9 protein-coding genes are annotated in these 11943 nt (G+C 74.5%); 5 read left to right on the top strand and 4 right to left on the bottom strand.

Translation table 11 applies throughout. The features are described 5' to 3' along the window. Nucleotides 1-801 (top strand): LLM class flavin-dependent oxidoreductase, encoded by an 801-nt coding sequence (locus tag ELY19_RS12560; RefSeq protein WP_126196494.1) that lies wholly within the window; start codon nucleotides 1-3, stop codon nucleotides 799-801. 68 nt (nucleotides 802-869) lie between these two features. Then, complete coding sequence (locus ELY19_RS12555; protein WP_416222709.1) at nucleotides 870-1175, top strand: hypothetical protein; 306 nt, start codon at nucleotides 870-872, stop codon at nucleotides 1173-1175. On the opposite strand, the gene eccCa is transcribed toward ELY19_RS12555, so the two are convergent. Further along, complete coding sequence (eccCa, locus tag ELY19_RS12550; protein WP_227966788.1) at nucleotides 1153-5205, bottom strand: type VII secretion protein EccCa; 4053 nt, start codon at nucleotides 5203-5205, stop codon at nucleotides 1153-1155. The genes ELY19_RS12555 and eccCa overlap by 23 nt on opposite strands. A gap of 189 nt (nucleotides 5206-5394) precedes the next feature. Here eccCa and eccD point away from each other — a divergent pair, with 189 nt between their 5' ends. Continuing rightward, entirely contained in the window at nucleotides 5395-6897 is a 1503-nt protein-coding gene (eccD, locus tag ELY19_RS12545; protein ID WP_126196492.1) for a type VII secretion integral membrane protein EccD, read from the top strand. Then, nucleotides 6897-8156 (top strand): type VII secretion-associated serine protease mycosin, encoded by a 1260-nt coding sequence (gene mycP, locus ELY19_RS12540; protein WP_126196491.1) that lies wholly within the window; start codon nucleotides 6897-6899, stop codon nucleotides 8154-8156. Before eccD ends, mycP begins: the two co-directional genes overlap by 1 nt. Nucleotides 8157-8172: 16 nt before the next feature. On the opposite strand, the gene eccB is transcribed toward mycP, so the two are convergent. Beyond that, nucleotides 8173-9591, bottom strand: coding sequence for a type VII secretion protein EccB (gene eccB / locus ELY19_RS12535; protein ID WP_126196490.1), 1419 nt, complete (start codon nucleotides 9589-9591; stop codon nucleotides 8173-8175). 129 nt (nucleotides 9592-9720) lie between these two features. On the opposite strand from eccB, the gene ELY19_RS12530 reads away from it, so the two are divergent. After that, the gene (locus ELY19_RS12530; RefSeq protein ID WP_126196489.1) at nucleotides 9721-11172 is read left to right on the top strand and encodes a type VII secretion protein EccE; all 1452 of its coding nucleotides are present in this window, start codon (nucleotides 9721-9723) and stop codon (nucleotides 11170-11172) included. Nucleotides 11173-11258: 86 nt separating this feature from the next. Here the strand turns inward: ELY19_RS12530 and ELY19_RS12525 are convergent, their stop codons facing one another. Together ELY19_RS12525 and ELY19_RS12520 are read right to left on the bottom strand one after the other, a co-directional pair. Beyond that, nucleotides 11259-11552, bottom strand: a complete 294-nt coding sequence (locus tag ELY19_RS12525) for a WXG100 family type VII secretion target (protein WP_126196488.1) — start codon at nucleotides 11550-11552, stop codon at nucleotides 11259-11261. Between the two features lie 33 nt (nucleotides 11553-11585). Further along, the gene (locus ELY19_RS12520) at nucleotides 11586-11888 is read right to left on the bottom strand and encodes a WXG100 family type VII secretion target (protein ID WP_126196487.1); all 303 of its coding nucleotides are present in this window, start codon (nucleotides 11886-11888) and stop codon (nucleotides 11586-11588) included. Between the last annotated feature and the right edge of the window lie 55 nt (nucleotides 11889-11943).

The following is an 11943-nucleotide window of genomic DNA, read 5'->3' as shown; positions in this document are numbered from 1 at the left end:
ATGACCAGACCGTTCCGCTTCGCGGTGACCGCGATGCCGGTGCCGCAGCTCGGCGACTGGGCCACGTACGCCCGGTCGGTGGAGGCCGACGGCTTCGACGTGCTCGCGCTGCCCGAGAACTACCCGTTGCCCGACGGTTTCACCGCGGCGGCGGTGGCGCTGGGCGCCACGTCGACGCTGGAGGTGGCGAACTACGTGGTGGCCTCGCCGCTGCACGATCCGAAGCACGCGGCGTGGCAGGCGCATTCGCTCGCGACGATCAGCCGTGGCCGGTTCCGGTTCGGTATCGGCACCGGCCGTCCCGACGTGGCCGGGGACGCCGCCGCGCTCGGCGTGCCGTTCGGCACGGGGCCCGAGCGCCTGGCCCGGGTGGTGGAGACGCTGGACGCGCTCGCCGCGCTCGACGGTGCCGAGCACACCCCGGTGCTGATGGCCGCGGGCGGGCCGAAGGCCCTCGCCGTGGCGCGGGAGCGGGCCGATACGGTGGCCGTGGCCGCGGCGCCCACCACCCCGGCCGCGGCGCTCGCGGAATCGACCGCGCCGCTGCGCGACCGGGTGGAGTTGGCGACGTCGGTCTTCGCGGTGAACGGCTTCGCCCCCGACTACGTGAGCGCGTTCATCGGCACCGACCTCGACGCGCTGCGCGCCGTCGACAACCCGGCTCTGGTGGACGGCTCCGTGGACGAGATCTGCGAGACCCTGATCCGCCGCCGCGAGGAGTACGGCTTCTCGCTCATCGTGCTCGGTGGGCACACGGTGGACGCGATGCGCCCGGTGGTCTCGCGCCTGGCCGGCACGTGAGCCGCCGACGGTGTCCGTCCCCCACCGTGCAGGCGCATGATGGAGGTATGCGTCCAGAGTTGAGGTCCGTGCCCGGCACCGCCCCGCGGGGCGTGATCTTCGGCGATCCCCACGTCACGTCCGACGGGACGACGGTGATCACCGTCTCGCGGGTGCGGCGCAGACGCACCGGCGAGGACCGCGTCACCGCGATCGGCGTGTACACCGTCCGCGAGGGACGGACCACGTGGACACCGGCCGTCGATGCGGACCGGATCGCCCTGATCGGCGTGGTGACCGGCCTCATCGCCGCGACGCTGGGGTCCCTCGCCGTGCTGCGCAAGCCGCCGTGGCCGGCGATGACCGGGACGATCACGGTGCACCGGGACCGCTAGGCGGCTCCGGCTCGGCCACCATCGCGACCTGCACCAGTTCCACACCGCGCGCCCGGGAGACCCAGGTGCCGCGGCCGGGCGGCTGCGGCGACATCTTCACCGCACCGAGGACCGTGCCCTCCTCGCGGGAACCGCTCATCACCAGGCCGTCCGCCGCCAGGTCGCGGAGCCGGGCGAGGAAGCTCTCGTACAGGCCGCGGGCGAGGCCGCCGCTGCGGCGGGCGACGATCACCTTGAGCCCGATGTCGCGCGCCTGGGGCAACAGATCCAGCAGCGGCGCCAGCGGGTTGCCGGTGGCGCTCGCGACCAGGTCGTAGTCGTCGACGATGAGGTAGATGTCCGGGCCGGTCCACCACGAGCGGTCCTTGAGCTGCTGCGGCGTGACATCCGCGCCGGGGCAGCGTTCGCGCAGCACCCGCACGAGGTGGTCGACCATGGGGGTCAACGCGTCCGACGAGGAGGCGTAGCCCGCGAGGTGCTCGCCCTCGACCGCGCCGAGGAGCGTCCGGCGATAGTCGACGAGGATGATCTTCGTCTGCTTCGGGGTGCCGCCGGCGACGAGGCCGGCGATGATCGTCCGCAGCGTCTCGGTCTTGCCGCACTCGCTGTCGCCGAGCACCAGGAAGAACGGCTGCGTCTCGAACTGCAGCGTCGCCGCGGCGAGCTCGGACTCCCCGACGCCGAACACCGCGTGCGTCGGCGGCGCGTCCCGTCGCGCCGGGATCCGGTCGCGCAGCACCAGGTCGGGCAGCATCCGCACCTCGGGCGCGCGCTCGGCGTGGCGTTCGCCGATCTCGGCGACGAGGGCCTCCTGCGCGGCGGGGAGGTCGTCCGGTCCCGCACCGCAGGGCAGGGCGATCAGCATGTGCAGCTGCTCGGACGTGATGCCGCGGCCGGGGCGGCCCACCGGCACGGAACCGGCGACGCGACGGCCCATCTCGGAGTCCATCGGGTCGCCGAGCCGCAGTTCGATCCGCGTGCCCAGTTGGTCCTTCACCGCGGGGCGCACCTCGCCCCAGCGCGACGCGGAGATCACCAGGTGCACCCCGTAGGACAGGCCCTGCGCCGCGATGGCGTTGACCTGGGGTTCGAGCGGCTCGAACTCGCTACGGAGCACCTGCCAGCCGTCGATCACCAGGAAGACGTCGCCGAACGGGTCGGCCGCGGCGGCCGGGTGCGCTCGGTACTGCTCCATCGACGCGACGCCGTGCGTGCGGAAGGAGGCCTCGCGCCGGCGGATCACGCCGGTCACCTCGGCCACCGTGCGCCGCACCCGGTCCGGGTCGAGCCGTCCGGCCACCGAGCCGACGTGCGGGACGCCCGCGATACTCGCGAGTGAGCCGCCGCCGAAGTCGAGCACGTAGAACTGGACCTGCCGGGGCGTGTGCGTGAGTGCCGCCGAGGCGACGAGTGTCCGCAGGGCCGTGGACTTGCCGGATTGCGGGCCGCCGACGACCGCGACGTTGCCCTGCGCGCCGTTGAGGTCCACCACCAGGAGGTCGCGCCGCTGGTCGTAGGGGCGATCGACGACACCGATCGCGACGCGCAGCGGCGTCGAGTCGTTCCGCCGCAGGTGCTGGGCGAGCTCACCCACCGCCGCGGACTCATCGAGCGGGGGCAGCCACACCTCGTGCGCGGGCAGCCCGTGGCCCGCCAGTCGCGCGACCATCGTCTGCAGCAGCGACGGCGCGCCCACACCGGGAGCGGCTGCGCCCGCCGGGCCGGCCGGGGGCACGGGATCGCCGGGCTGCGCGGGGATCCGCATGAGCCCCTCGGGCAGCCCCGGCGATCGCCGCCGCTCGACCGGGGCGGGTGCGTTGAGGTACTCCCGGACCGTCGCGCTGCCGACGGCCCCGCGGCGCACCGTCGACGACGCGGCGGCGCTCGGCGCCTCGTACTCCCCCGAGACGTAGCAGGCGTGGAATCGGCGCGGCGGGTCGGCGTCGAACTTGAGGTAGCCCGCGCCGGGAGTCGACGGCAGGTGATAGGCGTCCGGAACGCCGAGGACTGCACGGGACTCGCTGGCGGAGAAGGTCTTCAGTCCGATCCGGTACGACAGGTGGGAGTCCAGACCGCGCAGCTTGCCCTCCTCGAGCCGCTGCGAGGCCAGCAGCAGGTGGATGTGCAGCGACCGTCCGAGGCGGCCGATCGCGACGAACAACTCCGCGAAGTCCGGCTTCTGCGCGAGCAATTCGGAGAACTCGTCGACGATGACGACGAGCGCGGGCATCGGCTCCAGCGGCGCGCCCGCGCGGCGGGCCTTCTCGTACTCGCCGACGTTGGCGAAGTTGCCGGCCCGGCGGAGCACCTCCTGGCGGCGGTTCATCTCGCCGGAGAGGGCGTCCCGCATGCGGTCGACCATCGCGATCTCCTCTTCGAGGTTCGTGATGACCGCGGCGACGTGGTTGAGCGACTCGAGGCCGAGGAACGTCGCACCGCCCTTGAAGTCGACGAGCACCAGGTTCAACGCCTCCGGCGGGTGCGTGGCGACCATCGACAGCACCAGGGTGCGCAGGAACTCGGACTTGCCGGACCCCGTGGCGCCGATGCACAGCCCGTGCGGCCCCATGCCGTTCTCGGCGGCCTCCTTGAGGTCGATCTCCACCGGTTCGCCCCGGGGCCCCACGCCGATCGGCACGCGCAGGCGCTCCCGGGCGGTGCGCTCGCGCCACACGGTTTCGGGTGTGATCGCGGCGGCGTCGGTGATGCCGATCAACGCGGGAAGACCCGGGTCGGTGGCGCCCGCGTCCCCGTCGAAATCGAGCAGCTCCGCCATCGACGCGGGACGGTACCGACCGATCCGGCGCGCCGTGACCTGTGCGGCTCCCGCGGTCACGGCGTCCGGCTGGGCGAAGTACTCCACACCGGCGGCGCTCCGTGCGCCCAGCCGGCGGGCGTCGTCGATGACCAGTTGCAGCCCGCTGCGGACCGCGAGCGCGTCGGGCTCGGGCGAGAGATCGAGCACGGTGACCCCGTCGATGCCGACCGCGGCGTCGAGCGCGCCGCCGGGAGTCACCGCGATCCCCCGGTCCAGGAGGATCACGTAGTGCGTCCGGGTGGGATCGACGGGCGCGGACCGCGCGAACGGCCCGCGCTCCGCGAGCTCCGGGGCGATCGCGGCCTCGAGTTCCGCGGCGGAGCCGTACACGGTGCGCACCGGGCCGAGGCCGTCGCACGCCGACGGGTGCGCCACGTGCGGAAGCCATTTCAGCCACCCCCATTCGGCGGAGTCGACCTCGGGGGTCGCGGCGACGATCCGAACGTGGTCGGGGCCGTGCAGTGCGGCGAGGGCCAGCAGCATCGCGCGCGCGGTGTCGAACACCTCGGCGCGCGGCCCGCTCAGCCCCACCGCGGGGAAGCCGCGCAGGGCCACGGCGACGGGCAGTCCGGGCACGGAGGCGCCGTGCCGGACGAAGCGCCGCAGGGCGACCGTCGACACGGGTTCGAGGTCCTCGAGCGGGCCCGTCTCCGGCGGCACCAGGCGCGTGGCGAGCCGTTGGCTGCCGACACCGACCCGCACGTGCAGGAAGTCCGGGTCGGCGGGCCGGCGCTCCCACATCCTGCGGGTGCCGACGCATCCGGGCAGCGCGGCGGGATCGGGATGGATCCACTCGAGCGCAGCGCGCTGTTCGGTCCGGGTGCGGTCCACCTGGGAACGGATCTGCCCCAGGTACCGCAGGTAGTCCTTGCGGTCCTCGTTGAGCTCGGCGGCGGACGCGCCGTTTCCGCGGTTGTTCATGCCGTACATGCCGAACATCGACATGAGCATCATGATCGGGAACATCATCATGAACGGGCTCTGCATCATGGCGCTGCCCGAGGTGAACATCAGCGCGATCATGCCGATCACCGCGACCACCATGACCACGGGCAGGAGCTTGCCGAGCAGTCCGCCCGGCACGGCGCGCGGGATCTCGGGCGGCGCCTGCAGCGCCACTTCGCCGCCGGGCGTACGCGGCGGCGCGAGCCGCTGTTTCCGCGCGAACCCCTCTGTGACCGGCTCGAAAACCACGTCGGTCGTGTCAGCCACCGTCGGCCTCCCCCACGGACTGCGGCGCGCCCCCACGCGCCGTCGTGGCACCACTGTGCACGCCCTCGTCCGGACGCGGACGACTTTCGGCGAACTCGGCACGGAAGGGAACCGAACGGGGCGCTGGTGCGTCCAATGAGTATCGGGCCCTGTCGTCACGGGCGCGGGTGAGGCACGCGAGGGGGCGCTATGACCGACGTGATGGAGGAGACGACCGCCGAGGTGGCGCGGCTGAGCCGCGTCTCGGTGCTGTGCGGCGGAACGCAGGTCGACGTCTCCCTGCCGCTGCTCACCCCGACGGAGGTGCTGATCCCGGAACTGGTGCGGCTCTTCGGCGACCGGATCGGCGGCTCCGCCGAGTCGGCGTGGTCGCGGCCCTGGCGCCTCGCGCCCGTCGGGGGTGAGCCGCTGCCCGGCCCGCAGACGCCGGCGGACGCGGGGATCACCGACGGCGCACTCCTGGTCCTGTTCGTGGCGGAGGCGCCGCCCCCGCCGCCGGTCTTCGACGACGTCTTCGACCGCACCGCGGCCGATCTCGTCGCGGGCCGTCGCTGGGACGAGCGCTCGGCGATGATCGTCGGGCTGGTGGTGCTCGGCCTGGCGACGGTGGCGTCGGGTGCCGTGGCGCTGCGACTGGGCCTCGCCCCGCGCGGAGCCGACGGCGCGCGGCCCGCGGTCGATCACGTCTTCGCGCAGCTGTGGTGCGGTGCGGCCGCGCTGGCCCTGCTCACCGGTTCCCTGCTGTCCGCGCGCCGGATGGCCGCCCCGGGGCCGGTGCCCACGGCGCTCGCGATGTGCGCCACCGTGCTCGCGGGGGTGACGGGTGCCCTGGTCGTGCCCCTCGGCGCGGACGGCCGCTACGGGCCGCCGCACGCGCTGCTCGCCACCGCGACGGCCGCCGTCGCCGCACTGGTCGCGCTCCGGTTCACGGGCCGCGGCACGGTCGTGCACACGGCGCTGCTCTGCGGCGCCGCGCTCGCCGGCCCGGCGATGTTCGCCGCACTGTGGCTACCCGGTCGCCGCGCCGCGATCGCCGCCACCGGCGCGATCGCCGCGTACCTCGTGCTGGTCTTCGCCGCCCGGATCGCCGCCGTCGCGGCGCGCCTGCCGTTGCCCCACGTGCCGGCCGCCGGGGAGCGGATCGACCCCATCGACGACGACCCGCCGCCCACGGTCGCGGGCGTCGGCGCGGTGGCGTCGGGCCTCGACGAGGACCCGCAGGAGCGGGACGTCCCGCCGCGATCCGATCTGGCCCAGCTCATCTGCACCGGGATCACGGTGGGCGCCGCCGCCGCGGGAGCGGTCGCCACGCTCGCGGTCGGTGCCGCAGCGCGCGAGCTGCCGGGCCACCATCTCGCCTTCGCCCTGGTCATGGCGGTCGCCTTCTGCCTCCGGGGACGCACGCACGCGGAGCCCGTACAGGCGGGCGCCGGCGTGCTCGCCGGGGCGGTCATCGCGATCGGCACCGCCACGGGTCTCGCCTGGGGGTTCGGCTCGTGGCCGGTGGTCGGGCTCGTGGGGTTGGCGACGGTGGGCGTCCTCGCGCTCGCGTGCGGCGTGCTCGCACCCGGTGTCGTCTTCAGTCCGGTGCAGCGGCGCCTGGCGGAACTGGGCGAGTACCTCACGATCGCCGCGGCCGGCCCCCTCCTGGGCTGGGTGTGGGACGTCTACGCCACCGTCCGGAACCTCTGATGGGTCGGCGGTTCCGGGCCGCCACGGCGGCGGCGGTGCTCGCCCTGGCCGTGCCGGTGGTGCCCGGCGGGTCCGCGTCCGCCGACCCGCCGCCCGACGGGGCGCCGCGCGGCCCCGTCGGCCCGTTGGCGCCGACGGTGCAGCGCTCCCAGTGCAACGCGCTCCGCACGCAGCCCGGAACCGACTACACGCGCGCGGATCACGCCGCCCGATCCCTCCGCTTCGATCAGGCTTGGCGGTTCACCCGCGGCGAGGGCCAGAAGGTCGCGGTGATCGACACGGGCGTCACGCCGCACCCGCGGCTCGGCGAGGTGATCCCGGGCGGCGACTACGTCTCGGCGGGCGACGGTCGCGACGACTGCGATGCGCACGGCACCGCCGTGGCGGGGATCATCGCCGGCCGGCCGGCGCCCGGCGACGCCTTCTCCGGCGTCGCGCCCGCGGCGTCGATCATCGCCATCCGCCAGGCCAGCGCGGCCTTCGAACCGCAGCAACGCGGGGTGAACAGCCACGGCAACGTGACCACGATGGCCTACGCCGTGGTCCGCGCGGTCGACCTGGGCGCCACCGTCATCAACATCTCGGAGGTCGCCTGCGCGGCGTCGGCCGCCGCGCTCGGCGACGACGCCCTCGGCAGGGCCGTGCGCTACGCCGCCGACCGGAACGTGGTCCTCGTCGCAGCCGCCGGCAACGTCGGCTCCGGTTCGGCGTGCGCGGAGCAGAACGACAACCCCGCCGCGCCGCGTACCATCGCCTCGCCGGCCCGCTTCGCCGACCAGGTGATCGCCGTCGGCGCCACCGAACCGGACGGGCGGGCCGCGGAGTTCTCCCTCGCGGGTCCGTGGGTCACCGTCGCCGCACCGGGTACCGACGTGACCACGCTCGAACCGCGTGGAGCGGGACTCGCCAATGCCCAGGTGACGCGGGAGGGCACGACCCCGCTCGCCGGAACCAGTTACGCCGCACCGTACGTCGCCGGAGTGGCGGCTCTCGTACGGGCGCGGTTCCCACAGCTCAGCGCGGCCCAGGTGCGCGACCGAATCCTGGCGACCGCGCGGCGATCGGCGGGCATGGGCGGGGCGGGGATCGTCGATCCGGCGGCGGCGGTGTCGGCGGAGGTGCCCGGCGAGGCACCCGCGGCCGGACGCCTCGCCGTGGCGGCCGCGCCCGCACCGGACGCGCGACCGCGTACGTACGCCCTCGCCGGGCTCGCGCTCCTCGCGGTGGCCGCGGTCGCGGCGTGCCTCGCACGCCGCTGAACCGTGGTGCGGATCGTCAGCGGCTCACCGTCACCGGGGTGCCGTCGCGGGTCATCGAGGCGGCGGCGCGCGTGAGGTCCGGTCCCGCGGGGATCGCCGCAAGCACCGACCACGCCACCGGCCTCGGCTTGTGCTGCAGACCCAGGATCTGCGCGGTCTCCGCGTTCGGGATGCCGTATCGCACACCCGAGTCCGAGATGTAGAAGAGTCCGTCCCGCCGCTCGCCGCCGGGCTCCGCGGCCACCACGTACTCGCCCGAACCGGACGGGATGGCCGCGGCGTCGAGGGCGTCCCCGGCACCGTCGGCCCCCGCGAGCGCAACGGGTGCGCCGGGACCGGGCGAGGCCCGGAAGGTCCGCAGTTCGACGGTCCCGCCGCCCGCGCCGTCGGTGGACGCGGCGGCGCAGATGACCGGCGCGTCCCGCACCGCGCGGACCGCCGGTCGACGGTCGGGCAGGTCGGCGACGGGGACCGAGCGCCGGGTCGCCGCAGCGGCCACCGCGGAGGCGGGCGCCGTCCCGATGGCACTGCCCGCGGGATCACCCGCGCGGATCAGGTCGGCCGCCCACGCACCGACCGGCTGCACCCCGTCGGCGAGCACCACGTACAGGCGATCACGGTCGCTGTCGGAGACGCGCACCACGTCGCCGACGCGGGCACCGGGCACGACGCTCGACGGTTGTCCCCGCCCCGGGATCTGCGGGACGGCAACGGGATCGATCGGTTCGAAGGCGTTGAGCAGCGGCGCGCTGACCGCCCGCGCGGCGGCACCGTCGATCCCGGCGACCCTGCGCACCACGGGGTCCGACGGGTTCACCGCGGCACGCACGCCCCGGAACAGGAGGAAGTAATCGGCGCCGCGGCGGACGAGCACCGCGCCGTCATCGGCGGTGCCCTCGTCGACGGACGAGACCATCGTGTCGAGCGAGTCCCGCGCGGTCGGCTTGTCCGACGGTGCCGGCCGGGTGCGGTCGCACAGCAGCCACGGCGCCGCGCCCTCGGTCCAGGCCGAGACCGGGCCGAGGATCTGGGCGGGTGCGCCGACGATGCCGACCTCGGGACCGCGGCGGAAGTCGCTGAGCCGCTTGTCCTTCACCGAGGTCGGCTGCGCCGCCTCGCCGACCACGAGGCGGGCGGAGGCCAGCCCGGTCACCGGATGCAGGACGTCCTCCACGCGGACGTACAGCGCTCCGGATTCCTTGGCGAGCACGATCTTCGCGTCTCCCACCGCCCCCTGTGGGCGGAGCAACGCGAGCACGCCGCAGCCGCCCGTGATGACCAGCGCGAGGATCAGGCCGACGACGAGGGACCGCGACTGCGACGCCATCGGATCCGAGATCATGCGCGGATCCCGCCGCAGCAGGGCGTGATCCATCCGCCGCAGGATGAATCGGTACCCACTGACCTGCGCGCGCGTGGTCAACTGCTTCCGCATGACGCCCTCCCCCAAGGTGCGTGCCGGCCGCTTCCCCCGAAGCGGCCGTCCTGACGCCCAGGATACGGTACTTTCGGCGCACGGCAGCACGTTTCGGGGGAGACGACGCCGGGTCAGGGGGACCGGAACATGGATCGGACAACGGGATCGGCCGGGCTCGTCGCGCCCGGGCGCTGGCACCGCGCGGCATGGCCGTCGAGCGGAGCCGTCCTCCTCGCGGAGGCGACCGCCGCCGCCGCGGGGCTGAGCACCGCCGCGCTCGGCGGGCCGCACTGGGCCGCCGCGTCCGCGGCGCTCGTCGCCGGCGCGGGGACGCTCGTCCGCGTGCGCGGCACGTCGGGAGCCGAGTACGCGGCGGACCGGCTGCGCGTGCGCGGTTCCGGGGGCGCCACCGTCGAAGCCGCCCCGTATCCGAGTGGCGGCGAGATCGGCGTACGCCGCGCGAACCGCAGGCTGACCGCGTTCGTGCGCCTCGCACCGACCGCGCCGCACCTGGTTCCGATGCTGGGACGGGAGGATCCGGCGGTCCCGCTGGGTCTGCTCGCCGACCTGCTCGACCACGCGGATACACCCGCTTCGCGGATCGATCTGATGCTCGCGGGCGGGCGCGTTCCGGGCGAGCCGCCGGCCCCGCGCATGCGCTACCAGCAGTTGCTCGGTCCCGTGCACCGCTGGGCCACCGCCGACGTGCTCATCGCAGTCACCATCGACCCCGCCGATTGCGCGGCGGCCTGCGGCCGGCGCGGCGGCGGGCCGTCCGGCGAACTGCGGGCGGCGGCGCTCGCGGCACAGCGGGCAGTCGACGTGCTGCGCGCCCGGGGGATCACGGCGGCGCCGCTGCGCCCGCCGGAGATCGCCGGTGTCGATCCGGACGCGCCCACCGAATCCGTGCCGTGCGATCCGGAGGACCTGGCCCGGGGCGACCTCGGCGCGGTCTTCGCGGGCGATGCCCCCGGTCGCGCCGGCATCACCGTGCACCGCGACCGTGCGGGTGGGATCCGTGTGGGGGCATGGCGATCCGGTGCGGATCCGGAGCGCCGCGGGCGGCGCGGCGACGGCGAAGCGAGCGGACCCGCCGCGGCGCTCGAGACGCTGCACGTCCCCCTCTGCGGCAGTGGCCAGATCCTCGGCTCCGACGCCACCGGTGGACCGGTCTCGGCACGGCTCCACGGCCGGGGCGTTCGCACCGTGTGGGCCGCGGTGGCCGACGATCCGGCGCGGCAACTGGTGGAGCGGGCCGTCGCCACCGGCGCACGCGTCCTGATCGTGACGGGCCGGCCGGCCATGTGGCAGCCGCTCGTCAACTGGGTGGGATCGCCGCGAGAGCTGTGGATCTCCGGCTGGCGCTATCCCCAGCAGCTGACCGGCCTCGGACCGGCCGACTACACCGTCACGGTGCTCGACGGCACCGCCGCGGGACTCACGCCCGGGTCGGTGGAGCCCGCCGGAACGGTGTGGCGGATCGAGCAGGCCGGGATCTCCCCCGTCACCGAGGCCGACGTGGTGCTCAGCCAGCCGCTGCCGGGCATGCTCACCGTGCGCACCGACGGCGGCGCGGCGACGCTCCGGCTCGTCGCCTAGCCCCCGGAGGAATCACTCCCGGAAACGGATCGGGCCCGGCGGCCGCAACGGCTGCCGGGCCCGACACCAGCGGTGCGGAGCAGGTCCTAGGTCCAGCCGTCCGCGGCCTTGGTGTTGGTCTGCTGCATCGAGGCCACCGCGTTCTCGGCCGCGGTCTTGACCCTCGTGAGCAGGTTGGTGATGTCCTCGAAACTGGTGTTCCACCGGGTCTGGACCGCCTGGTACGCGGTCGCCGACTGCGGGTCCTCCCACGCTCCCGCGAACTTGTTCTGCTCGGTGCGGATCGCGTCGGCCTGCTGCATCAGCACCGTGCTGCGCTGCGCGATGTCGTCGAGCGCGGCCCGGATGGTGGCGTAGTCGTAGCGGATCATGTCACTCATGCTGGTACTCCCCCTTGGTCTTCCGAATCCGAACTACAGGCTCAGGGCCGTGATGTCGGAGGTGTTCTGATCCTCCTGCGAGCGGTAGCTCGACGTGTTGCCCGAGAGCATGGTGCTGATGTCGACGAGCGCGGTGTTGACCTTCGCCGCGCTCTCGTCCCACCGCGCCATCACGCCCAGGAAGGCGACCTGGGCCGCGCCGGCCCACACGCCCTGCGTCGCCTCGACATCGCCGCGCAGCTGGTTCAGGGTCGTCTTCATCTGTGCCCCGAGGTCGTCCAGCGTGTCGGCGCCGGTCTGCATCGCCGCGAGTTCGGCCCTGGTTCCGCTTGCCATGTTGTACTCCTCCCCGCCGGTCGTGCCGGCACCATCGGCGCGCGCCGGTCGGCGC

The organism is Tsukamurella paurometabola (assembly GCF_900631615.1).
In the GTDB taxonomy this organism is placed as follows: domain Bacteria; phylum Actinomycetota; class Actinomycetes; order Mycobacteriales; family Mycobacteriaceae; genus Tsukamurella; species Tsukamurella paurometabola_A.
This window is presented reverse-complemented; position numbering and strand designations above follow the sequence as displayed.